At 55.1% G+C, this 22328-nt stretch carries 22 protein-coding genes; 10 read left to right on the forward strand and 12 right to left on the reverse strand.

The window, feature by feature from the left end:
- Window positions 1-15: 15 nt before the first annotated feature.
- The 4 genes from AC6T8Q_RS09675 to AC6T8Q_RS09690 all read right to left on the reverse strand — a co-directional run bounded on the left by AC6T8Q_RS09675 (window position 16) and on the right by AC6T8Q_RS09690 (window position 3306).
- On the reverse strand, window positions 16-639 hold the full coding sequence (locus tag AC6T8Q_RS09675; protein ID WP_500678879.1) for a PEP-CTERM sorting domain-containing protein: 624 nt from the start codon (window positions 637-639) through the stop codon (window positions 16-18).
- 112 nt (window positions 640-751) lie between these two features.
- On the reverse strand, window positions 752-1447 hold the full coding sequence (locus tag AC6T8Q_RS09680; RefSeq protein WP_500678880.1) for a PEP-CTERM sorting domain-containing protein: 696 nt from the start codon (window positions 1445-1447) through the stop codon (window positions 752-754).
- Between the two features lie 222 nt (window positions 1448-1669).
- Window positions 1670-2362 (reverse strand): PEP-CTERM sorting domain-containing protein, encoded by a 693-nt coding sequence (locus AC6T8Q_RS09685; protein ID WP_500678881.1) that lies wholly within the window; start codon window positions 2360-2362, stop codon window positions 1670-1672.
- Window positions 2363-2439: 77 nt separating this feature from the next.
- Window positions 2440-3306: a dockerin type I domain-containing protein gene (locus AC6T8Q_RS09690; protein ID WP_500678882.1), complete on the reverse strand. Its 867-nt coding sequence runs from the start codon at window positions 3304-3306 to the stop codon at window positions 2440-2442.
- 803 nt (window positions 3307-4109) lie between these two features.
- Between AC6T8Q_RS09690 and thrS the strand changes: the two genes are divergently transcribed.
- The 7 genes from thrS (at window position 4110) to AC6T8Q_RS09725 (ending at window position 12331) form a co-directional block, all read left to right on the forward strand.
- Window positions 4110-6143: a threonine--tRNA ligase gene (gene thrS / locus AC6T8Q_RS09695; RefSeq protein ID WP_500678883.1), complete on the forward strand. Its 2034-nt coding sequence runs from the start codon at window positions 4110-4112 to the stop codon at window positions 6141-6143.
- Window positions 6144-6219: 76 nt separating this feature from the next.
- Window positions 6220-6768 carry a translation initiation factor IF-3 gene (gene infC, locus AC6T8Q_RS09700; protein WP_500678884.1) on the forward strand — a complete coding sequence of 183 codons (549 nt, stop codon included), beginning with the start codon at window positions 6220-6222 and terminating at the stop codon, window positions 6766-6768.
- Between the two features lie 152 nt (window positions 6769-6920).
- Window positions 6921-7124 carry a 50S ribosomal protein L35 gene (rpmI, locus tag AC6T8Q_RS09705; protein WP_500678885.1) on the forward strand — a complete coding sequence of 68 codons (204 nt, stop codon included), beginning with the start codon at window positions 6921-6923 and terminating at the stop codon, window positions 7122-7124.
- Between the two features lie 148 nt (window positions 7125-7272).
- Entirely contained in the window at window positions 7273-7629 is a 357-nt protein-coding gene (rplT, locus tag AC6T8Q_RS09710) for a 50S ribosomal protein L20 (protein ID WP_496920118.1), read from the forward strand.
- A 20-nt stretch (window positions 7630-7649) separates the two neighbouring features.
- The gene (gene pheS / locus AC6T8Q_RS09715; protein WP_500678886.1) at window positions 7650-8714 is read left to right on the forward strand and encodes a phenylalanine--tRNA ligase subunit alpha; all 1065 of its coding nucleotides are present in this window, start codon (window positions 7650-7652) and stop codon (window positions 8712-8714) included.
- The gene (pheT, locus tag AC6T8Q_RS09720; protein ID WP_500678887.1) at window positions 8714-10729 is read left to right on the forward strand and encodes a phenylalanine--tRNA ligase subunit beta; all 2016 of its coding nucleotides are present in this window, start codon (window positions 8714-8716) and stop codon (window positions 10727-10729) included. Before pheS ends, pheT begins: the two co-directional genes overlap by 1 nt.
- Before the next feature lie 18 nt (window positions 10730-10747).
- Window positions 10748-12331, forward strand: coding sequence for an AMP-dependent synthetase/ligase (locus AC6T8Q_RS09725; protein ID WP_500678888.1), 1584 nt, complete (start codon window positions 10748-10750; stop codon window positions 12329-12331).
- Here the strand turns inward: AC6T8Q_RS09725 and AC6T8Q_RS09730 are convergent.
- Together AC6T8Q_RS09730 and AC6T8Q_RS09735 are read right to left on the reverse strand one after the other, a co-directional pair.
- Window positions 12328-12669 (reverse strand): HepT-like ribonuclease domain-containing protein, encoded by a 342-nt coding sequence (locus AC6T8Q_RS09730; RefSeq protein ID WP_500678889.1) that lies wholly within the window; start codon window positions 12667-12669, stop codon window positions 12328-12330. The two genes, AC6T8Q_RS09725 and AC6T8Q_RS09730, sit on opposite strands and share 4 nt — an antisense overlap.
- Window positions 12653-12967 carry a nucleotidyltransferase family protein gene (locus AC6T8Q_RS09735; protein ID WP_500678890.1) on the reverse strand — a complete coding sequence of 105 codons (315 nt, stop codon included), beginning with the start codon at window positions 12965-12967 and terminating at the stop codon, window positions 12653-12655. Before AC6T8Q_RS09735 ends, AC6T8Q_RS09730 begins: the two co-directional genes overlap by 17 nt.
- 216 nt (window positions 12968-13183) lie before the next feature.
- Here AC6T8Q_RS09735 and AC6T8Q_RS09740 point away from each other — a divergent pair, with 216 nt between their 5' ends.
- Window positions 13184-15298, forward strand: a complete 2115-nt coding sequence (locus AC6T8Q_RS09740) for a coiled-coil domain-containing protein (RefSeq protein WP_500678891.1) — start codon at window positions 13184-13186, stop codon at window positions 15296-15298.
- A gap of 9 nt (window positions 15299-15307) precedes the next feature.
- Here the strand turns inward: AC6T8Q_RS09740 and AC6T8Q_RS09745 are convergent, their stop codons facing one another.
- From AC6T8Q_RS09745 to AC6T8Q_RS09765, 5 genes are all read right to left on the reverse strand, one after another.
- The gene (locus AC6T8Q_RS09745; protein WP_500678892.1) at window positions 15308-15796 is read right to left on the reverse strand and encodes a hypothetical protein; all 489 of its coding nucleotides are present in this window, start codon (window positions 15794-15796) and stop codon (window positions 15308-15310) included.
- A 2-nt stretch (window positions 15797-15798) separates the two neighbouring features.
- Window positions 15799-16524, reverse strand: coding sequence for a DUF4190 domain-containing protein (locus AC6T8Q_RS09750; RefSeq protein ID WP_500678893.1), 726 nt, complete (start codon window positions 16522-16524; stop codon window positions 15799-15801).
- 32 nt (window positions 16525-16556) lie between these two features.
- Window positions 16557-18164: a hypothetical protein gene (locus AC6T8Q_RS09755; RefSeq protein WP_500678894.1), complete on the reverse strand. Its 1608-nt coding sequence runs from the start codon at window positions 18162-18164 to the stop codon at window positions 16557-16559.
- A gap of 88 nt (window positions 18165-18252) precedes the next feature.
- Window positions 18253-19611: an ABC transporter permease gene (locus AC6T8Q_RS09760; protein WP_500678895.1), complete on the reverse strand. Its 1359-nt coding sequence runs from the start codon at window positions 19609-19611 to the stop codon at window positions 18253-18255.
- Window positions 19612-19709: 98 nt separating this feature from the next.
- Window positions 19710-20390 (reverse strand): ABC transporter ATP-binding protein, encoded by a 681-nt coding sequence (locus AC6T8Q_RS09765; RefSeq protein WP_500678896.1) that lies wholly within the window; start codon window positions 20388-20390, stop codon window positions 19710-19712.
- A gap of 529 nt (window positions 20391-20919) precedes the next feature.
- On the opposite strand from AC6T8Q_RS09765, the gene AC6T8Q_RS09770 reads away from it, so the two are divergent.
- A complete protein-coding gene (locus tag AC6T8Q_RS09770; RefSeq protein WP_500678897.1) occupies window positions 20920-21132 on the forward strand; it encodes a hypothetical protein in 213 nt (70 codons plus the stop codon).
- The gene (locus tag AC6T8Q_RS09775) at window positions 21122-21370 is read left to right on the forward strand and encodes a Txe/YoeB family addiction module toxin (RefSeq protein ID WP_500678898.1); all 249 of its coding nucleotides are present in this window, start codon (window positions 21122-21124) and stop codon (window positions 21368-21370) included. The genes AC6T8Q_RS09770 and AC6T8Q_RS09775 overlap by 11 nt, the downstream gene beginning before the upstream one ends.
- Before the next feature lie 118 nt (window positions 21371-21488).
- Here the strand turns inward: AC6T8Q_RS09775 and AC6T8Q_RS09780 are convergent, their stop codons facing one another.
- Window positions 21489-22226: a PEP-CTERM sorting domain-containing protein gene (locus AC6T8Q_RS09780; protein WP_500678899.1), complete on the reverse strand. Its 738-nt coding sequence runs from the start codon at window positions 22224-22226 to the stop codon at window positions 21489-21491.
- Between the last annotated feature and the right edge of the window lie 102 nt (window positions 22227-22328).

A 22328-nucleotide genomic window follows, 5' to 3' on the forward strand; every position in this document is an offset into this window, starting at 1 on the left:
CCTTTCGCAATGATCTTAAAGAGCTCTTCGCCGACCTCTCATATTGAAGCAGCCAGCCGCGCACAATCCTACCAGAACCAAACTACTTGGCTCGGGCACGCCGAAAAAAATGGTCGTTGAAACCCCGGACTTGGTATTGCCGAATTGGCCTGAGAGGCTGTTGGATGAAAATAAGATCCCATCGGTCGTGAGCTGGGCAGGTGTGACTCCATCCCACAGGACGAATAGCGATCCCATTAGCGCTGGTGTCGTTTGTCCGACGGTGTAGCGAGGATCGCTCGATCTTGTGATGCCTCCAGCTATTGAAACCAGTATTCCTAAGTTGTCTCCTGGAACGCCTGCGTCCAAATTTACAAAGAAATAGGGAATTATGCCTGCCGGTCTTGGGCCCGGAATATCAATATCGGTCATATCGGGCTGCCACCCAGCAATATCAGTCAGGTTTTCGGTTAACACATTGAAGCCGATGTTCGCGAAGCCGGCTTCGTTCGGCTCAAGGTCGTAGACAAAGATTGAAAAGTCAACCTGATAGACGGCCGGATAGCCAGGAAGCGACTTCGTATCGGGAACAGGTACGATCGAGTCAAAAGTTGTTTGATCAAAGGCCGCGACGACCGTCGGGATGAGATCAACCGTCAAGGCCTGCGCGTATTGCGATGTGAAACAAGCAACGGCCAAACAGATGGCTTTGACGAAATTACACGTCTTATAGCCGCTCGTGAGCAGCATGGCTCGTCCTTTCGCAATGATCTTAAAGAGCTCTTCGACGACCTCTGCTGAAGAAGCAACCCGCCGCGCACATTCCTAATAAAATCAAACTGCTTGGCTCGGGTACGCCGAAAAAGATGGTCGTCGAGACGCCGGACTTGGTGTTGCCGAATTGACCCGTCAGGCTGTTCGATTGAAATAAGATGCCATCGGTCGTGAGCTTGGCAGGCGTCACGCCATCCCAGGTCAGATACAGCGAGCCTATCCATTGAGGTGCGGTCTGGCCGACCGTGCGGCGCGGATCTGAGGGGTTCGTTACGCCTCCGGCGATCGATGTCAAAATACCAATGTTGTCGCCAGGAGTACCAGCATCAAGGTTAGTCGCGAAAAGAACACCGAGGATCGGAGGGCTACTGTCAGATGCAAAATATTGCTGCCACCCACCAAGTTCCGTTGTCAAATTTTCAGTTACGGCAGTAAAGCCGATATTGGCGAAGCCGGCTTCATTTGGCTCCAGGTCATAAACAAAAATCGAAAAGTCGATTTGATAGACGGCTGAATGCCCTGGATAGGAATTGATGTCCGGAATAGGGATTGGATTAAATTCGGTCGCGTTGTTGTAGGCCCCGACAATTGTGGGGATAAGATCGACCGTGAGCGCGGATAATTGTTGGGAAACGATGCCCAGGCAATTGCCAGCGATCAAAGCAATAGCGAATTTCTTGAGATAAGCGAACATTTTGGAGATCTCCTCATGCACCTGTCCTTGTGATGTCGCTTGATGAGTTGCGTTATGCAAAAATAAGCGACTGCTGCGAGGATCGCTTACCCCGAGGGGGAAGCTACTGGCCAGTTACAACCAACATAACTCTTGTTGAGAGTAGTCTCAATAGAAAAACAAAAAAACCCTCGCTACCAAAGGCAGCGAGGGTTTTGTTGTAAAATCGAAATGTGTTGCTAATTAGGCAGCACGGCGACGGAAGGCCAAGCCGAGCAGGCTCAAACCAGCCATGGCAATGGTGCTTGGTTCAGGCACACCGAAAATAACCTCCGAAGAAATTCCGGAAACGGTGTTGCCGAACTGACCAGTGGTGCTATTCGATTGGAACAGGATGTCTTGAATGCTCAGCTTACCTGTAGCAACTGCATCCCATTGCACGAACAAGGAACCAAGGAAACCTGGAACGCCACCGACCTGTCCGACCTTGCGGCGTGGATCGTTAGCACCAGTCACACCACCAGCGATCGAAACCAAGATGCCCAATTCGTCGCCAGGAGTACCTGCATCGACGTTGGTAGCAAACAAGGGAACGATACCGCCAGGAAGAGCACCGTTGGAATCAACAGTTGCGGAATTGGCAGTCCAACCAGCATCAAACGCATCGCTAACACCATCAAAGATGGCATTGAAACCGGTGTTGGCGAAGCCAGCTTCACCAGCTTCAAGCGAATCCACGGTCATAAAGATATCAACTTGCCAAATGCCAGGACCGCCAGTTTTGTCCGTGGTTGAACGAGTCGCGGCATCTTGGGTAAAGGCCAAGTCATAGGAAGCGGACACAACAGGCGTCAAAGTAAACGAACCAGCTTGAGCCTGAGCAGCAATCATACCCACCAGGGCGATTGCAAACATACCTTTCAAAAATCTAGTCATTAGAACATCCTCGAGGTCGTAAAGTTTTTTTTGAATTATCAGTAGTTACAACGGTGCAATTTTTGGTCTATGGGAGACTATCTCTTGCGGATAAAGCCCAACATAGCCCCAGCTGCGGCCAACAAGGCGAAGCTGGCTGGCTCAGGGACAGCCGTAAAAGCTGGATTCGGAGCCGATGCGAAGAAGTTGTTGATGACAAAACCGAAGTCGGTGTTGTTGACAACGCCATCGCTGTTGAAGTCGCCTTGATCCCAAGTGCGTGGGCTGGCAAAGAAGTTGTTGATGACATTACCGAAGTCGGTGTTGTTGACAACGCCGTCACGATTCGAGTCACCGAGGAGCAAGCCATCAACAGCGACCGAGTCACCGCGAACGCCATCACCACCCATCAGGACAATGGCTTCTTCAGGACCACCTGCAGTCATGGCACCACTGCTCCAGCTTTGACCAGTGCTAGGACCACCACCGGCGCCGGGAAGACTGCCGAACGAAGGACGAGTTGCACCAAAGGCACCTGACATGATTAAGGCCATGTTGTTGTAGGTAGCGTTGGAACCGAAGAGGTCATCGTTAGGAACATTACCGGGAGTTCCAGCACCATTTCCGACATCAGCAAATTTGCCAACACCAGCAGTCGCGTTCACATCGTAGCCCCAGACGATTTCGGTCAAGGTGCCCGATTGGCTGGTTTCGATGGGGATACCATCAATGGCGCTGTTGAAGGTTGTTGAACCAAAGGTGATGTTGTCGAGGACAACCACCAAAGCCGAAATGCCATTGACATTGTCGGTTTTGGCCAAGAGATCCCAGGTACCGCCACCGGCAGCATTAGCAGGATCGGTATATCGCAGGTTCAAAGAAAGGCTGATCGTGGCCATTGCTTGGCCAAGGGACATTGCCACGATGGCAACGACACAGAAAGACATTAGTAGGCTTCGCTTCATGTTCATTACTCCAGTTTCCCCATCTCAATAGGTCGAAGATAAATCTTGTTACTAGAATTCCTTGTTTGTTGGGGTTGCGTTCATTGTACTGACGCTGAACGCGGCGTGCACGCGAAAAATCGATTAAGAATTCAGATTCTGCCCCCGCGTGTGCAATCCGGCTGATTTAACAGCAAATCACTCGAAACTTAGCCACACTTCCCACGGGCCAAACTGCCCTAAGTCACCGTGGTGTCCATTTCTCAGAGAAAAACGGCTAAAAACTCCGGATTGCTGACAAGACAAGAAACCCATCAACGGCAGACGATCTGCCATTCCTCTCACACTTTACCAAGGAATTGCGGGCTTGCAACAGTTTTGGCAATGGTAAGGGAGAGAAATTTTGGGAAAAAAATCCGGCCGCATCAGGAAAATGGCGTTTCTTCTTGAGGGGTAAACACTTGCGAATAATGGGGAAGATGTATCTGAAGTGAGAAATTGCGGCTTTTTCTTGGCACTCCTGGACTCTTCGCTGGTCCCAAAAGTGCGTCAGCGCAAATTTTGTGCCGAGTGCTAGCACTCGCTATTCCCGCAGCCCTTTTTGTGAACTTGCATGCCTACGAAACCATCCTCATTTCATGGAAACTCTCCGCCCCGCCCTACCTTTCATGGGGAGGCGGCGTTTGTGATAAAGGCCGGATCAAGAGTTGGTTGTCACGCGGAAAACTCGCGATGGCCGACTTGCTTGGCACGCTTTATACTCCCGAGTTCTTAAGTTCAGTCTTTCCCCACCCTAAGCGATCATGCGAGCAGCGCAACCGAACATGTTAAAAGTCACTTTGCCGGATGGTAGTCGGCGTGAATACCCTAGTTCTGTCACTCCTCGTGAAATCGCAGCTGAGATCGGCCCGGGCCTGTTGAAAGCAGCGATTGCTGCCGAAGTCGATGGCAAGCAGATCGATCTGACCACTCCTTTGCCGAACGATGGCGAAGTGCAGTTGCGCTTGCTCACCAAGCGCGATGCGGAGTCGCTGGGCATCTTGCGACATTCGTGCGCGCATGTGATGGCCCAAGCGGTGATGCGTTTGCATGAAGGCGTGCAACTTGCCTTTGGCCCTTCGACCGGAATCGGTTTTTATTACGATTTTCAGCTAAAAAAGCCGCTTTCTGAGGAAGATTTCCCCGCGATCGAAGCCGAGATGGCCAAGATCGTCAAGGAAGATTTGGCATTTGAGCGTCTGGATGTTGCTAGAGAGAAAGCCCTGTCTATGTGCCAAGAGCTGGGGCAGGAATTCAAGGTCGAGCACATTGAATCAGGCTTGGCCAATGAGGCGGAATTATCGTTCTATCGGCAAGGAGAATTCCTCGACCTTTGTCGTGGCCGGCATATCCCGAGCACTTCTCACATTGGCAAAGCGTTCAAGCTGTTGAGCCTTGCCGGAGCGTACTGGAAAGGCGATTCCTCGCGGCCGCAGTTACAGCGTTTGTATGCGACCGCGTTCTTCGACAAGCAAGAACTTGAAGATCATTTGCGCCTTCTGGAAGAAGCCAAACGCCGCGATCATCGCGTGCTTGGGAAGCAGCTGGAGCTGTTCACCGTGAACCCGATCGTCGGCTCGGGTTTGATTCTGTGGCTACCTAAAGGGGCCGTCATTCGTCAGACCTTGGAAGACTATCTCAAGAGCGAGCTCCGCCGCCGGGGGTACGACGCGGTTTACACCCCGAATATCGGCAAAATCGAGCTTTACCAGATTTCCGGGCACTTTCCGTATTACAGCGAGAGCCAATTCCCGCCAATCGATTTGAGCGAACGGGAAGGGCAAAAGCCGGGAGAAGGGGAGCGGTATCTCCTTAAGCCGATGAATTGCCCGCATCACATCATGATTTACAAGGCGAAACCCCGCTCGTACCGCGATTTGCCGGTGCGTCTGGCGGAATTTGGCACTGTTTATCGCTACGAGCAATCGGGCGAACTCAGCGGCATGACCCGCGTGCGTGGATTTACCCAGGACGACGCCCATATTTTCTGCACCGAGGATCAGGTCGCCGACGAGGTCCGTGGTTGCTTGGAAATGACACTGACTGTGCTGAAATCACTGGGCATGGAAAACTACCGCGTACGGCTTGGTTTCCGCGATCCCGACAGCGACAAGTACGTCGGCAGCAGCGAAGTCTGGGACCGTGCCGAAGCCGCCATTCAGCGCGTGGCTGAGGAAATGAACCTGCCAGGTCGCGAGCCTGAGCCGGGCGAGGCAGCATTCTACGGGCCGAAAATCGACTTCGTGGTGACCGATTGCATTGGACGCGAATGGCAATTGGGGACCGTGCAACTCGACTACAATCTGCCGAGTGCGGAGCGGTTTGCTCTGGAGTACATCGGTGCTGATAACCAGCCCCACCGGCCGGTGATGATTCACAGAGCGCCGCTCGGCTCGATGGAGCGTTTTGTGGGGGTGTTGATCGAGCATTTTGCGGGGGCATTCCCGCTGTGGTTGGCTCCTGAGCAGGCTCGCATCGTGACCGTGAGCGAAAAGTCCGAAGCTTATGGCCGAGAAGTCGAACAGCGGTTCAAGGAGGCCGGTTTCCGGGTGACCGGCGATTACCGGGGCCAAAAACTGGGGGCGAAAATCCGCGAGGCCCAGTTGGCGTTGATTCCTTACATGGTCGTGGTGGGTGAAAAAGACGCCCAAAATGGCACCGTGACGCTGCGGGATCGGATCGAGGGTGACCTGGGAGCCTTGGCGCTCGACGAGGCGTTGGCCAAGTTGCGCGAGGAAGTCGACGCCAAGACAGTTCGCCAGGTGGCGGACAGCAGCGGCCCGGCCTTGGTGGATCGTGACGTGAAGAACGAGTATTGACGCTTAAGCAAATAATGAGGCCTGAGCGAGTTGACGACCCCCGCCTGCATAACCAATACTGTGATGTTACGCGGATTTGGCGGAAATTGAGTTTTTAAAAGACCCTGCGGAGGCAATTGCGATCGAAACGAAACAGCAACGAATCAACGAACAGATTCGTACATCTCCTTTGCGAGTGATTGGACTGGAAGGCGATCAATTAGGCGTCATTACTCGCGATGAGGCACTTGAACGAGCCCGCGAGTCTGGCCTGGATTTGGTCGAGGTGGCTCCGTTGGAGAAGCCGCCCGTCTGCCGCATTATGGACTTCGGTAAGTTCAAATATCAGCAGAAAAAGCGGCTTGCCAAGGGCCATACGCATCACGGCAAGAACAAAGAAATTCGCCTCCGCCCGAAGATCGGCGATCACGACTTCATGACCAAGGTCAACCACGCGCGGCAGTTTCTGAAGGCCCGCGACAAGGTGATTTGCTCGGTCATTTTCCGCGGCCGCGAAAATGCGCACGTCGACGAAGGCTTCAAGCTGGTGAAGCGGCTCGTGGCGGAGCTCGCCGAAGATGCCAAGGTCGAGCAAGAAGCCTCGATGCAAGGCCGCCGGATCGTGCTGATTTTGGCGCCAAAATAAGCGTTTTCGGCTTAGATTTTTAACGCCGCTAAACCGCGAGCGACCGCTTGCGGATTAGCGGCGTTTCTTCTGGGACGCCCTTTTCAGGGCCAGGGATTCTGCTAGAATGCGGGGCTTCCGTATTTGTATCGATCCTTGTTGGAGTGTGTGACATGCCCAAGCAGAAAACCCACAAAGGCACCAAGAAGCGCTTCCGCTTGTCTGCCACCGGCAAGGCTATGCACCGCAAGGCTGGTACGAGCCATTTGGCCGCCCGCATGAGCCAAAAGCGCAAACGCCAGTTGCGTGGCACCGATGCCACGGCGAAAGCCAACAACAAGAGCATCAAAATTGCTCTGGCTGGCAACAGCTACTAACAGTGTGGTGCGACTCTTCGAGTCGCATTTCGCCATGAATTACGAGTCGGAGACTCGTACCGCACTGATCAAGCACGCCGGGCAACAGAACATCTTCCACCGTGTGAAGAGGCCTGGGCGCGACACCGAAAAGTAAAGGGTTCCTTCGATGAGAACCACCAAAGGCAGTGCCCGTAATCGGGCCAAGAATCGTCTTTTCAAAAAGACCAAGGGCTACCGTGGCGGTCGTAACAATCTGTTGCGTACGGCCAAGGAAACGTTGCTGCGTGCCGGCGCGTTCGCGTTCCGCGATCGTCGCGTCCGCAAGCGTGAGTTCCGCAAGCTCTGGATCATCCGCATCAACGCCGCCGTTCGCGAACGGGGTTTGCGTTACAGCGAGTTCATCTGCGGCCTGAAGAAAGCCAACATCGATCTCGATCGCAAGACGCTTTCCGAAATGGCGATCAACGATGCAGCGGGCTTTGATGCCGTCGTGGAAAAGGCCCGCGAAGCCTTGGCTGCCTAATTCCGCGGAGGCACAGACTCGTGGCCCTCGCTGAATTTCTCGCCAGCCTTGATTCACTTACCCAAGCTGCGCAAAGCGACTTTTCCGGCGCATCGGATGCTGCTGCGCTGGAAGCGGCTCGCGTGGCCTATTTGGGGGCCAAAGCCGGCAAGCTCCGCGATGCGCAAAAGGGCTTGGGTTCGGTGCCGCCCACCGATAAACCCGCCGCCGGCAAGAAATTCAACGAAGTCAAAACGGCCATCGAAGCAGCGTTTACGGTCGCGCAAGAACGGCTTGGCTCGGGCAAGACAACAACGGCCAAAGCCTTTGATGTTACCCTTCCCGGCCGCGCGAAACGCCTTGGGCATCTGCATCCGATCACACAGACTATCCGCTCGATGAAGGAAATCATGGGGCGGCTCGGATTTTCGGCGGTGGAAGGTCCCGAGATCGAAGACGAGTGGCATAACTTCGAGGCGCTCAACATCCCGTTGATTCACCCCGCGCGCGATCCGCTCGATAATTTTTATTTGAGCGTGGCGCATTCAACCAATGGTGGTGATGCTGCACCGCCCGCTCCTGAGTCTTCGGAGAGTGGGGGCTCGCCGTTGTTGCTTCGTTCGCAAACAAGCACCGTGCAAATCCGCGTGATGGAATCGACGCCGCCACCCGTGCGAATCATTTCGCTGGGTCGCGTTTATCGCCCCGACACGGCCGACGCCACGCACTACCCGATGTTCCATCAAATCGAAGGTTTGCTCGTGGATCGCGGCGTGACGATGGCCGACCTCAAGAGCGTTTTGCGGCTGTTTTGCCAGAGCTATTTTGGCGGTGACGATGAAGTGCATATCCGCTTTCGCCCCTCGTTTTTTCCGTTCACCGAGCCGAGTGTCGAAGTCGACATGAATTGGCAGGGGGGCTGGATGGAAATGGGTGGCGCGGGCATGGTCGATCCCAACGTCTTGCGTGCCGTCGGTTACGATCCCGACGAAGTCACCGGTTTTGCCTTCGGGCTGGGTGTGGAGCGTGTCTGCATGCGGCAGCACGGAATCACCGACATCCGTGCGCTTTATCAAAATGATGTGCGATTCCTGGAGCAATTCTGATGATCGTTTCCTGGAATTGGCTGAAAGAATACGTCCCGCTGACGATGACCGTCGAGGAGCTGACCAACCGTTTGACACTCACGGGGCTTAACCTCGAAGAGTTTCATCCGGTAGGGGATGACGTGGCCATCGATGTCGAGGTGACGAGCAACCGCCCCGATTGCTTGGGGCATATTGGGATCGCCCGTGAGGTTTCGGTGCTTTGGGACACTGGACTCAAGATTCCTGCCGCTAAACCGCAAGCGAAGGGTTTGGATGTTGCCAAGATCACGAGCGTCACGGTTGAATGTCCGGATTTGTGCCCGCGCTACACGGCTCGCGTGATTCGGGGCGTGAAGATTGGGCCGAGCCCAAAGTGGCTCTCTGATCGGCTGCAGACTTTGGGCATCGCCGTGATCAACAACGTGGTTGATATCTCCAATTACGTGATGATGGAATGCGGCCAGCCTTTGCATACGTTTGATTTCAAGCAACTTGCCGGTGGTAAGATCATCGTTCGCCGCGCCAAGCCGGGCGAAAAATTTACCGCCATCAATCACCAAAGCTACGAACTTGCGGCCGATACCTGCGTGATCGCCGATGGCGAAAAAGCGGTCGCTCTCGCCGGCGTGATGGGTGGTGCGACGAGCGAAGTCTCCGACTCGACCGTTGATCTTTTGATTGAATCGGCCGATTTTGCCCCACTTTCGGTGCGAAATACGGCAAGAAGGCTGCATTTGCATAGCCCGTCGTCCTATCGCTTTGAACGGCGAGTCGACCCCGAGGGGATCGACTGGGCTAGCCGGCGTTGTTGCGAACTGATTTTGGAACTCGCGGGGGGTGAACTCGCCGAGGGAGTGATCGATTTCGGCACACAACCGCAGCCACGCGAACAGGTGAAACTTCGTTTCGATCAGATCGAACGTGTTTTGTGGATCAAAATTCCCGATGGCCGCGTGCGACAAATCTTAAAAGCCCTGGGCAACGAAGAAACGCACGCTTGCGATCATTGCGTGAAAGTCGTGCCGCCGAGTTGGCGGGCCGATTTGACACGTGAGATTGACCTCATCGAAGAAGTAGGCCGGATCAACGGTTACGACGAAATCCCCGAGGATGCGGGGGTCAAAATGGTCGCTTCGACCCGCAGCCGTGAAGATCGCGTGCTTGATCAGGTCCGCGATGCCATGACGTCGCTTGGATTCGACGAGGCCATGACGATTAGTACCGTCGACCGCGAATGGGTCGATGCGTTTCGTCCGTGGACGACCGCCGAGCCACTTTCAACGAGCACACCCGTTTTACGCCGGGCGAATTGCCTACGGCAAACATTGCTACCAAGCCTGTTGGCCAGCCGCCGCACGAACGAAACATTGTTCAACAGCGTGATCGAGCTGTTTGAAATCGCCAGCATTTATCTGCCACAAACCGGCGGTTTGCCCGACCAGCGACGCATGCTGGGTCTCACCAGTGGCGGCGGATTTTTGGAACTCAAGGGCATTCTGGAAACCTTGGTCACGGCAATCGCTCCTGGCGTGAAACTCGCTGCGACATCGTACGATGCGCCGTTCTTCACGGCAGGGCAGGGGGCGGAGCTAAAACTCGGCAACCAGCGGTTTGGTTACCTCGGCGTGGTCAGCCCAAAAGGTCGCGAGCAGTTTGAACTCCGCGGCGAAACGGCCGTGGCGGAGCTTGATCTCGGCGTGCTGATTGAAGCCGCCGTTTTGGTGCGGCGAGCCAAGGAACTTTCGCCCTATCCTCCGGTATCGCGGGATCTGAACCTCGTTGTTGAAGAGAAAATCCTGTGGGCCGACGTCGAGCGGATCGTCCGCGCCGGCTGCGGCGAGTTGCTGGAAATCCTCACGTTCCAGGAAGAGTATCGCAGTGCCGACAAGCTAGGCCCCGGCAAAAAAAGCTTGCTGTTCTCGATCCAGCTACGCTCGGCGACTGGCACGCTCACCAATGAAGAAGCCGACGGCGTCCGCGACAAAGTGGTCGCCGCGCTTGCCCAGGAACTCGGCGGGCAACTTCGGGCTTAAGTGCAATGGGGTGTGATTATGCCGTCACCCACCAATTCCACCATCCCGGCCCTTTTCCAAGCGACCGTTGCGCGGCGACCGGAACAACCGGCGGCGGGACGAATTCGCGACGGCGTGCTCTCTTGGAAAACCTGGCAGGAACTCAATGTCGACGTGCAGCGGGCGATGGCCGGACTCCAAGCCGCGGGAGTTCAAACGGGTAATCGCGTCGTCCAATACGCGCCCAACAGCTACGAGTGGATTGTCACAGATCTCGCCATTCTTACTCTGGGAGCCGTGCATGTGCCGCTCCATGCGACATTGCCAATGACGCAGGTTAGTGAGCAAATTGCGTTGGCTGAACCTCAGCTGTTAGTTAGAGAAGCCCATTCACAATTTTTGTCGAAAGGGTCAATCTCATGCGTGACACATGAAGAGCTGTTAAGGAATTCTGAAAATCATAGATCCAAAATCATAAATCCAAAATCCTCTGACCTCGCCACCATCCTTTTCACTTCCGGCACGACGGGCCATCCACGCGGCGTGATGCTCAGCCACGGCAATTTAGCAAGCAACGCCATCGCCACAACCGAAGCCGTTGGCTCGCCTCATGAAGAAACGCGGCTTTGCTTCTTGCCTTTGAGTCATATTTACGCCCGTACGTGCGATCTTTATACGTGGCTCTACCGCGGGACGCGCATCGTTCTCGCCGAGAGTCGCGAGACGATCCTGCGCGACTGTCAAATCGTCAAACCAACCGTTCTTAATGGTGTGCCCTATTTCTATCAAAAAGTAGCGCAAGCCCTGCATGTCGCTGGCAAAGCGAACCAGCCGGAGGCGCTCAAGGAACTGCTCGGGGGACAGGTGCGGCTTTGCTTTTGCGGCGGGGCGGCCGTCGCGCCGGAAGTCGAACGGCTGTTTGCCGAACAGGGTTTGCCACTGTTGTCGGGATATGGGCTCACCGAAGCCGCGCCGGTGATCTCTGCAACTCGCAAAGAAAACTACAGACCGGGCAGCGTGGGCCGAGTGCTTGAGGGTGTCGAAGTTAAACTCTCCGACCATGGAGAGATTCTCGTACGCGGTCCTAACGTGATGCAGGGCTACTGGCGGGATGAGGCGGCCACGCGCGAAGCGATGGTCGACGGCTGGCTGCACACGGGAGATCTCGGCGAATTTGATCTGGCCGGCAACCTGCGGATCGTGGGCCGTCACAAGGAGTTGATAGTCCTCACGACCGGCAAGAAAGTCAGCCCCAGTGCCGTCGAACAACAGCTCGCAGGCTCGCCTTATGTCGAGACCGCGTGCGTGGTGGGGGACGGCCACAGCCATTTGGCGGCGCTCATCGTTCCCAATCCGCAGGCGCTCAAGAAATTCATCAAGGACAATCGCTTGTGGGTCTGGTCCAAACGCCGAGCGGTGAATCATCCTCGCGTTCGCGAACTGTTTCGCAGTGAAATCGACCGCCTGCTAGTCGACATGGCCCACGAAGAGCAAGTAGGGCCGTTCACGATCCTGCCGCGCAACTTTTCACTGGATGCGGGCGAAGTTACCGCGAAATTCAGTTTGCGTAGGGAGGTGATTTCACAGAATTTCGCGAGGGAAATTGACGCGATGTATCGCTAGCTCTGCTCGCCTAGCAATTGTTTCACCTTGACTTCCAAGGGTGGCAAATGATTGGTTAGCACATCCCAAACGATAGCGATGCTAATACCGAAATAGTTATGGATTAACACATCACGAAAGCCGGCAATATTCTTCCAGGGTACATCGCTATGCAAATCACGCAAATCCTGCGGGAGAGCTTTCACCGCTTCACCAATGATTTCTAAATTGCGAATCACCGCATCAACGGTACGCTGATCTTCTTCAAAGCGTGCATGATCGAGCCCTTGGGTATAGGACTTTATTCGAGTGATCGAGTCTATGATGTCCTGAAGATAAACATCAGAATCCCGGGGCATCGACGGCCTCCGCCAGGATTCGTTCGCGCAGCAACGGTTTGATTGTGTCAGCTAACACGAGATCCACGCCACAGCCAAACAGATCTTCCAGGTAATACTTAACTCCCATGTAGGAATCGAGCGTGTCGTCGGCAAGTTCGACGACAAAATCGAGATCGCTGTCCGTGCGAAGCTCGTTACGAACCGCCGAGCCGAACAATTGCAATCTGCGCACGCCAAATTTGCGCAGCTGCTCATGGTGCTGCTCGATGAGGTTAAAGATTTGACTGCGGTTTGCGACCATAAATGCGTCCTTCATGCTGATAGCGTAATTCTAACCTTTTCTGATAGCTGGACATAGTTCGAGCGTTGTAAGGGGATAAAGTTACCACCCTGACCCGCACATTCCCTACCACCGTCACTCGGAAAACCACGCTTTTTGACCCACCGTGAGCGGCAACCTATATACGGTTGGGAAACTATCGCTCGGCATTGTCCTGGCGGTCTCTGACGAGAGACCGTTCGTAATGCCCGTGTGCATACTCGCTTCGTATCGGCAACTTCGCTCATGGAAGAATTGGAACAAGGCTCTCGCGCCGCGGACGATCGGTCTCAAAAGACCGGTGAAGCGCTGCGCGCCTTGCGCGAGGGCTTAGGGGCCAAGCTCGAAACGCATCGCCGTCGGGTGAGCGACATCGAAGTGGATCTCACGTCGCGTCTCATGCAACTCGCCGAGGAGATGGCCAAAGAACAAGCAGCCGAAGCAGAAGCCCAGCTCGCCCTGCGCGATGAGCAGCTACAAAAGCTGCGCGACACCCTCACCGAACGCGATGCCACGTTGGCCAAACTCGAGCAGCAGGTTTCCGATGTCGAGTCCACCCGGTCGCGTTTGTCCGCGGAACTCACTCAATCTCGCGCCGCGATCGAATCTGTTCGTAACGCAGGGTGCCAGGATTGCACCAAGCTCCGAGCCGAGTTGGCTACCGTGAGTGAACAAAATTCTGAGGCTCAGCAGCAAATCTTGGAACTCGAATCCAAGGTTGTCGACTTAGCCCAGGAAGTTTTGAGATCGCAAGCGGCGGCCGCGGAGTTTGCCGCCCAGCAGGGTCAAGAAAACGACCTGCTCGCACAATCGCAATTCGCCGCCGAGCAGATTCAAAAACTGCTCGATGAAACTTTGGCCAACTTGGAGGCCTCGGAAAGCCGGGAAGCGACTGCGGCATTGCAGGCCGATGAGTTGCAAGTAGAGATCGAACGACTGACTTCTGAACTCACGACGGCCCGTGAAGCGGAGACAAAGCTCGCCTCGGCGACTCAACGCGAGTTGCAGTCGAGCGACCAGGTGACACAGTTACTGGCCCAGGTCACGGAATTGTCCGACGATCTCAGTCGCTTGCGTGAAGCGGAATCGCAATTGGTGTCGCAGCACTTGGCCGACGACACCGCGATGGCCGAATTAAAAACGGCGGCCGAAAAAGAGAATCAATTGCTCGCTGATCAACTGACTTCGATCACCGCCGAGCGCGACGATCTGGCCGAGCAACTTCAGCAAGTTCGTGCTGAAATTACGACGCATGACGATGCGAAAGTCAATGAACTGGCCTGGCTCGAAAAAGAATGTGCAGCCGCCGAAGAGAGCCGCAATCAACTGGCGCTCGAATTTGAGAATCTGCTCAAACGGCATAAAGAAACCGAAGCGACGCTTGCCAAGACGCTAGAAAAGCAGGAACAATACGCGGCACTGTTGAAGAATGCCGAGGAAAAGATCGCCGAGTTGAGCGAGTCGACCGCGCACGAGGAGGAGTTGGAGCAGGCCCAGCGGAAGTTTGAACTCGCGCTAGTTGATGCTCAGAAACTCAAGCGTGAGAACGCTGAACTGCAGGAAGAACTTACTCGTCGTCCGGAAAAATCCGAGGCCGAATCGCCCGAGCTGGTGAGCTTGCGCGTGGAACGCGACGCCCTGGCCAGCCGCGTGGCTGAACTCGAAGCGACGCCGACCCAAGTCGTCGATCCCGATGCCGAACGCCGGATGGAGGATCTACAGCGCCGATTTGAGATGGCCGTCGAGGATGTGCGCCATCTGAAGCAGGAGAATGCTCAACTCCACGAAAAACTGGCCAAAGCACCGCAGGCGGCAAATCATTCCGCCTCGACAAGCGGTGCCATGGATTGGCAATCGCAGAAAGCCCGGTTGCTCGCCACGCTTGAATCGGAAGATGAAGAGGTACTGTCCCATGAGCGTCGTGAAGAGCGAATGAGTATCGAAGAGACAATCTCGACCACGGACCGCGTCATCGCTGACAAAGAGCGTGAAATTGCCGACCTGCGAGCCCAGTTGGTCGATCAATCGTTCGCGGCCGTCGCGCCAGTCGACGTATCGAATGAAGTGATCGACAAAGATGAGCTCATTGCCGCTGAGCGTGCCAAGCTGGCAGCCCTGCAAAAGGAATGGCACGACAAACTGCGGACCGCGGAAATGGAGATGTCGATTCAGCGCGCGGCTCTTGCTCGTAAGGAGTCCGACATCGAGCACAAGCTCCAGGCTGCACTGCAAGCTGCCGCTGATGCGCCTAACACTCCCGACGGCAAACCGCGCCGCAAATGGCTCTCGGCACTGGGACTGCAAGCCGACGACGAAAAAGAAAAATAGGACGGCTCGCTAGTTCTCGACCGTGCCTTGCTCCAACAGATAGATCGCCCGAGTGGTGCCGTCCATGTCGGCAAACTCTTCGAACTTAAGAACGCCTTCGACCGCGATCGGACGGATGGAATATTCCGCTGTTTTGTCGGGGTGCATCTGCACGCGAATGCAATCGAACAACGCCGCACCGGGTCCAAAACAACATTCTTGATTATCGCGGACGAGGACAAAGCCCGTCAGGCCGCGACGCTTGAGCGTGGGATACATGTACCCGCGGATCTTGATACGTTGTCCGAATAGATCTTCGATTTTGGGGGTGAGCAACGATCGCTTGAACGGGGCATCAATTTCCATTTCAAATTTGATGTCGTCAAACGACGTTTCCACGGTTTGGGTGTTGCTCACCGTGCGAACTTTGCGTGGGGCCGAAGCACCAGCCACAACGGGGGCGGAATCGCACCCAGCGAGTGGAGCAAGTAACAGTGCTAGCAACAATGCGTAACGCATGATCATTGCACGTAGTCGGCTTTAATGGTGTACACAGGGGCTTGCGAAGGAGAGTTGACGTTTTGGGGTCGCAAATGAAGCGTCCCGGCAATCCGAAACAGGCCCGTCGAATAGTCAGTAGTTACCTTATCGTCAAAATCGACCAGCACTTGGTCATAAAATTTCACGCTGGCCAAATCGCCGAAGCAGCATTGGTTGTTATCGCGCACCAACAAGAAACGCCGCACGTTCCGCCGCACGGGAGTCGAATCCGCCCGCATGTAGCCCTTGATAAAGACTCGCTTGCCATCGAGTGCTTGCACGTCCTTGGGAATCGGGATGCCAGCATCGAGGTCGTTCTCGCTGGGGCGAAATTCATAAAACGACGTGCGGATCGCGCCCTCGGGGACTTCGGTCGCATGCACGTAGCCGGCATAGCTCAGCCCCGTCAACATGCCCACGAGCGACAACGCGATCCCCACGACGGCGAACTTTCGTCCGCTCACTTGATCGGGATTGGCGCGAATCGCCGACAGGGCGCGAATTCCTAGCACCACACCCAAGATGGGAATCGGGCAGATCATAAGCGCGGAATCAAAACTGTCGCGCGCCGCCACGATCGTGAGCAGCGACAACACGCCAAAGATGGCCGAGGCGATCGCGCTGGTGCTGAACGAGCGGTATTCGAACTGTTCGTTATTGCTGGAGAGCGCGGAAGGGAAATCGGATATTGCTTCAGAAAATGCCATGGGAATTACAAAATTAAAACGGGAATAAGAACTTAAGAGGTGGGAGGCTGTGGCGAATTGCTTTGCGAATGACTCGCATGGCCACCGCGGAGCATGACGTTGAACAACCCCATCAATAGAATTCCTACGATCACAGGCACAACAATCATCGTCATCTTGCTGGGAGCGGCCAGCACTTGGCTGCCATTGGTGAGTTTTTGCTTCACGGGAGCTGGCTTTTTGGCGGATGCAATTGCCTTAGGCTCTTTCGTGTCGGATTCTTTTTTCACGGGTTCTGCCGCTGTGGTTTCGTCCGTTGTCTTTTTCGCGGCGGCCTTGCCTCCACCCGGTGTCAAACCAAATGCCAAATAGCTGCGAGCTCGTTTCACTCCTTCGGGATCGATCCCTTCCAGCTCCGCCACGGCGGCGTTGGCCTTTTCGCCAACGGCTCCTGGCTGCTCCGCCGCGGTTAGCAAGTAAGACACTACTGGCTGCCGAATCCAGCCATCTTTGTCCGAGGCTTTAAATTTCTCCACGAGCTGGTCCATGATCTCCCAATCTTCCCAGCGGGTGAGGTCGGGGATCACTTGGTCGGCGATCTCTTCATTGTCCAACAGCAGCCGCATCGACTGCACGAGCCGCTCGCGGGGAATTTCCGACGATTCTTCGCCGTGAAACCGCAGAGCCATGATCGTCGAATACTGCTGCGTGTATTCTGTTTTGGGATTCTTCAAAAAGCGTTCTTCAATGACTTCCAAGCCATCAGGGCCTTTGAGTTTCAAATAGGCGGCAATCAGCGCGTCGAGGCATTGCTGTTTGGCTCGCACGTCGGCTTGCACCAACTCGTCGACCAGCGGGGCGCCAATTGCCGAGCCCCCCAAGTCCATCACGCCAATCATCGCTGCGAGTCCCGGTTTGAGGGATTCGTAATCATACTTAAGCAGCTTTTCCAGCATAGCCACGTCTTCCTGAGTACCGCACACGCCGAGCATGGTCAGATACAAACGCCGCCGCGTGGGGCCAACTTGCGAATCCAAAATCCAGTCGACCAGTTGTTGGCGGTCGAGCGCGTCTTTCAAATCGATCAAATCTTGGTACGGCGCCCGGGCGAACTCGTCATAGGCATCCTGGCCGAGTAGCGGATCGCTGTTCTCCAAATAGCTCATGAAGAAGTGCAATCGGTCGCGGCCCGATTGAGGAATCTGTGGCAACTGTTTGACATACTCCACTGCGGCGGGGCTCAACGGCAAGGGCGTACCCCACTCCAGTTTGTCGCCTTGGATCCCATGAATCAAAAATTGCTTGTCTGGGGCATCTTCGCCAAAGTAGACCGTCTCGATGATGTCGCCGGGCTTGAAGTCGCCCCGAATCACTTCGACGACCTTGAATTCCGCCCCTTTGTAGGCCCCCGTTTCATCTTCCTCAAAGGGATCACGCTCGCCATCTCCCTCGGCGGCTGCCGATTTCTCGGCCACCGGTACCGCCGGTTTGACCTGAACGGCAATCACCGAGGCGTCAGCAGCCGAAAGCTCTTCGCTCATCGTTTGCTGTGTCACGTCGCAGAAGGGGCAGGCCCAGGCATTTAGAATATCGCCCAAACTGAACAAACAAACGAGTGCCAGGATTGTTCCACGACGAAGAATCGAATTCGTTTTGTGCATGCCGATAATCTCTTGCCACCCGAAATTGCTAAACCTTATTGTACCGTTTCAGGGACCGAGCGAACACCAAAGCGGCCCAGTGGACGACCTATCGCCCACCTCCCAGGATTCGCGCGACATCGGTCCGATAGGCCGTCAACGCCGGTAAAAATCCCACCAGCGAGGCAAACACCACCAGCCCGGGAATCAGTAGACTTTCCTGCCAATTGAAGTTCCAGAACCGCAGCGCGATCCCCGTGTGCGACTCGACAATCGGACCCGCGATCCCCAGCACGGCATGGCCTAAGAAGACTCCCGCCAAGCCACCCAACAGCGAGAGTAAAATCGATTCGACCAAGATAATACCCATCACCGCCGTGCGGCTCGCCCCCAGGGCCCGCATGACGGCGATATCGTGCGAGCGTTCGCTCATCGAGTTGTAGATGCTCACCAAGATGCTGATCCCCGCCACGATGATGATCAAAATCGTCAGCACGAACAGCACGATCTGTACCGGCCCAACAATGCCCTGCAACAAGCGCTCGACGACAAAGCCAGGCGCGATGGCCTGGGCAATCCGGTCGCGGCCTTTATTGATCTTCGAATCGAGCGTCATCGCTTCCGTGCCGGTATCTTCTTTACACAGCACAAGAATCGAAGTGACTTCGCGCTGATCTTCCGGCAAGGGTTGCATGCCGTAGTTCGGATCGTTGGGATCAACAGCTTCCGAAAGCGATTTATCCTTGAGAGCTTTATCCACCGAGGTTGCGATTTTGCCTTCCTCGGGGGTCAGGGCATGACCTTCGAGCAAATAAAAGCCTTCGATATTGGCGAAGACGGCCCGGTCGTTGGCGGTGCCCGTGGGGGCAAGAATTCCAACGACGGTGAACTCGGTGTGCTTATCCCCTTCGGCGCTCATGCCGTGGGTCGGTTGGAATTTGTCGCCGACTTTTAAGCCCGTCTTGCGGGCAGCGACCGAACCAATGACCGCTTCAAAAAAGTGATCGCTTTGGAAATTGCGACCTTCTTGGAAGCTGTAGGTCTTATTCGTGCCGTCGGCGTTGGCACCGTAGGAGATTTTGTCGAACAAATCCGGCGTCGTGGCCACCACGCGAAATTGCTGCCCGTCGGCCTGCAAACTATCCCCGAGGCAATACGGCACGGCGACCTCCGTATAAGGAGCAAATTCGCCTTCGGTGAACTTCTCGAAGTAGCTGTACGGAATCGGATACAACGGCCGCCCTAAGTGAAACACGGTCGTCATCACCAATTGTAGATCGCCACCTTTGCTGCCCCCAACGATCAGATGATAGCCCTGGGCATCATTGGAAAACTGCTCGACCGTGACGTCGTGAATCACGATCACCAGAATCATCAGCGCCACTCCAAGCGCCATCGACAAACCGGTGAGCGATGACGAGAGTGCTCGCTGCTTGATATTTCGCCAGGCGATTTTCCAGAAGCTCATAAGAAGTAGTCAGGGGAAAGAGGTCGGAGGTCAGATTCAATTGATCCCCCTCCCTGCCAACCGTTCAGCATGATGGGGGGAGGGGCTAGGGGAGGGCTTTAAGAACTGCTCACTAGCCCCACGGCTTTGTTAACTTGTTCCAAATACTCAACGCGCGGGAACTGGCTGGCGACCTCAGTGCTATGTGTCACCAGCAACATCGCAATATTTTCACGGTCACAGGATTCGCGCAAGAGATCGATAATCTGTTGCTGATGTGCCGGATCGACATTGGCCGTCGGTTCATCTGCTAGCAAAAGTGCCGGCTTGTTTGCTAGCGCCCTCGCCACCGCCACCCGCTGCTGTTCTCCCACCGAGAGTGCCGAGGGCTTGTGGTCGAGCCGATGCCCCAACCCCACGTCCTTGAGCAGATTCTCCGCACGTGCGGCATCGGGTTTCTGCCCCGTGAACGACATGCCAAGCTGTACGTTTTCGAGGGCCGTGAATGCTGGCAATAAATTGAATGTTTGAAACACGAACCCGATGTAACGAGCGCGGAACCGGTCGCGCCCTACTTCTTGCAGTTTGACGATGTCGGTGTTGTTGATTTTGATGCTGCCGGAATCGACCGTGGTCATCCCCGCGATGCAGTTGAGCAGTGTTGTCTTGCCACAACCGCTGCGGCCCCGCAGCACGACCTGCTCCCCTGCCCCGACCGCAAACGAGTCGATATCCAAGATGGGCAACAACTCGCCGTTGGCTTCGTGGTAGGACTTGCGGACATTCTGAATGTGAAGCATGGAGGGCGGCCTGACGTGTAATGATGCTAGCGAGTCGGACAGTCTTGTCCGAAACAATGGCCAGCGAAGAAGCGAATCTAGCGGTTCCGTGGATCGCGCAATAGGCGATCTTACCGTGATAGCTAGTGCTAGTACGCCGGGAATTGTCGAAAAGTTCTGACGAGTTGGCATATCCTACAACCGTGCGTTGCAACATTTACAACGCGAAGCGTAGGCCCTGCGACGATTTGGCAAAATCGTCGGCCTTTTCTGGGAAGATCGGTTTTGGCATCCCCTTTGCTTAACAAAAGGGCGGTAGAAGAGAATGTGGTCGACAGGCGGCTCAGACCCGCGGGTAATCCAGGCCCGAGCCAAGACGGTCAGTCGATCGCGAGAAAAGTCCCACCTTAAAGTCTCCCCCCTCCGAGGGTCGACGAGGTCTCCCGCTCCTCGTCGGCCCTCTTTTTTTTTGATTTTTCAGCAAACTACCTCCTCCAGCTTGCAGCGACTAAAATAAGTGCAAGCCGTTGTTTTCTTAGGGGAGCATTTCATGTCCGCCGAAACACCCGTTCAATATATTTCTGACGAGAGTGGCAATGCCGTGGCGGTCATTGTTCCCATCGATGTGTGGCACGAGATAGAATCGGAGCGCGAAACGGCTTATTTGCTTAAGAGCGATACCATGCGCAAACGGCTTCTTGAAGCTAAGGATCGCACGGGAGGTCTATCGCTTGACGAAGTCCGTCAGAAACTTGGAATTTGATCCCGCCGCGTTTGACGATCTTGCGTGGTGGGTTCAATCAGATCGCAAAAAATCTTTGCGTATACTGCGCCTCATTCAAGAGACGATTGACGATCCCTTTGGTGGTATTGGAAAACCTGAGCCGCTGAAACATGAGCTCGCTGGATGCTGGTCTAAGCGTATCGATGATGAGCATCGGCTCGTCTATCAAGTGAGCGAAGATAAAATTCGTATACTGGCTTGTCGATATCACTATTAATCTGACATCGTGACACATACTTGAGCCACGGAATATCCCACAAAGGGCCGCCCGCTGTTGGCAGCGGTGTGTAGAAGTGCCTTTGAGAATCGCGGGCGACCCATTTTGCGGGAAGAAATTAGCGACGCTTACGCGACAACGCCAATCCGAACGCACACAGACCGGCCAAGGCCAGCGAAGTTGGTTCGGGAACGAATGATGGCGCGAAAGCCGTGCCGGAGATCATCGAGTCGACGCGCAATTGGTCGAAGCTCGAATGAATTTCTTCCGTGAATTGCACACGGAAATCACCTGCGTAACCCGGCAAGAAGAATTCCCAAATCTGCACGGCCAAAGTCACTTCACCCATGCTCGATGAGACAGATCCATTGAACATCTCATCGCCATTGATGAGTGCCGCAGAATTCACGCCACCGGTGATGGGGCTACCACCCAGGTCGACGATTTGCAGCGTACCGGGAAGCACGGTCTGACCCGTGCCGCCCAAAGTGGCGGCCGTTTGCACGATCACGTGCGTGCCGGCACCTGCGCCGTGGTTGTAAATATTCGCCGAGACGGGATAGTTGCCGCTGAACGAATAGAAGTTGCCGGAGCTAGCACGGAAACCAGGGGAACTGACACTCAAGAGTGGAAACGTCGCCATGGCAGGATTCGTCGAGTAAAAACCTGCATCTGGCGCATTATTTGTCGACGCAGCCAGCGCATCCCAGGTTTGGCTCGTTGAACCGGCATCGCCCACATTCCAACCCGCGGGTTCGATGAACATAGCGCCGGTGGCGGTGTAGCCTGCCAGCGCGGCGGAAGATAGTGAGAGGACAACCAACAGTGCGGGTGCCAAGAATTTCATAAGTTTCATTAGTCTTAACCTTGGTAGGAAATTAGGTGAGATAAAAAAGGAAGAAACAATCGCTGTGGTGAGTGCCGCTCCGGTTGGTCATGTCCAAGCGTCGGCATTAAT

This window comes from Bythopirellula sp., assembly GCF_041737835.1.
Classification (GTDB): domain Bacteria; phylum Planctomycetota; class Planctomycetia; order Pirellulales; family Lacipirellulaceae; genus Bythopirellula.

What these genes read in the sequence shown, in the direction of transcription:
- AC6T8Q_RS09750 (WP_500678893.1), bottom strand. Translation starts at nt 16,524, where the DNA reads ATGGCATTTTCTGAAGCAATATCCGATTTCCCTTCCGCGCTCTCCAGC.
- AC6T8Q_RS09745 (WP_500678892.1), bottom strand. Translation starts at nt 15,796, where the DNA reads ATGCGTTACGCATTGTTGCTAGCACTGTTACTTGCTCCACTCGCTGGG.
- AC6T8Q_RS09770 (WP_500678897.1), top strand. Translation starts at nt 20,920, where the DNA reads ATGTCCGCCGAAACACCCGTTCAATATATTTCTGACGAGAGTGGCAAT.
- AC6T8Q_RS09760 (WP_500678895.1), bottom strand. Translation starts at nt 19,611, where the DNA reads ATGAGCTTCTGGAAAATCGCCTGGCGAAATATCAAGCAGCGAGCACTC.
- AC6T8Q_RS09735 (WP_500678890.1), bottom strand. Translation starts at nt 12,967, where the DNA reads ATGAAGGACGCATTTATGGTCGCAAACCGCAGTCAAATCTTTAACCTC.
- AC6T8Q_RS09755 (WP_500678894.1), bottom strand. Translation starts at nt 18,164, where the DNA reads ATGCACAAAACGAATTCGATTCTTCGTCGTGGAACAATCCTGGCACTC.
- pheT (WP_500678887.1), top strand. Translation starts at nt 8,714, where the DNA reads ATGATCGTTTCCTGGAATTGGCTGAAAGAATACGTCCCGCTGACGATG.
- AC6T8Q_RS09690 (WP_500678882.1), bottom strand. Translation starts at nt 3,306, where the DNA reads ATGAAGCGAAGCCTACTAATGTCTTTCTGTGTCGTTGCCATCGTGGCA.
- AC6T8Q_RS09765 (WP_500678896.1), bottom strand. Translation starts at nt 20,390, where the DNA reads ATGCTTCACATTCAGAATGTCCGCAAGTCCTACCACGAAGCCAACGGC.
- rplT (WP_496920118.1), top strand. Translation starts at nt 7,273, where the DNA reads ATGAGAACCACCAAAGGCAGTGCCCGTAATCGGGCCAAGAATCGTCTT.
- AC6T8Q_RS09725 (WP_500678888.1), top strand. Translation starts at nt 10,748, where the DNA reads ATGCCGTCACCCACCAATTCCACCATCCCGGCCCTTTTCCAAGCGACC.
- thrS (WP_500678883.1), top strand. Translation starts at nt 4,110, where the DNA reads ATGTTAAAAGTCACTTTGCCGGATGGTAGTCGGCGTGAATACCCTAGT.
- AC6T8Q_RS09680 (WP_500678880.1), bottom strand. Translation starts at nt 1,447, where the DNA reads ATGTTCGCTTATCTCAAGAAATTCGCTATTGCTTTGATCGCTGGCAAT.
- AC6T8Q_RS09685 (WP_500678881.1), bottom strand. Translation starts at nt 2,362, where the DNA reads ATGACTAGATTTTTGAAAGGTATGTTTGCAATCGCCCTGGTGGGTATG.
- AC6T8Q_RS09730 (WP_500678889.1), bottom strand. Translation starts at nt 12,669, where the DNA reads ATGCCCCGGGATTCTGATGTTTATCTTCAGGACATCATAGACTCGATC.
- AC6T8Q_RS09780 (WP_500678899.1), bottom strand. Translation starts at nt 22,226, where the DNA reads ATGAAACTTATGAAATTCTTGGCACCCGCACTGTTGGTTGTCCTCTCA.
- rpmI (WP_500678885.1), top strand. Translation starts at nt 6,921, where the DNA reads ATGCCCAAGCAGAAAACCCACAAAGGCACCAAGAAGCGCTTCCGCTTG.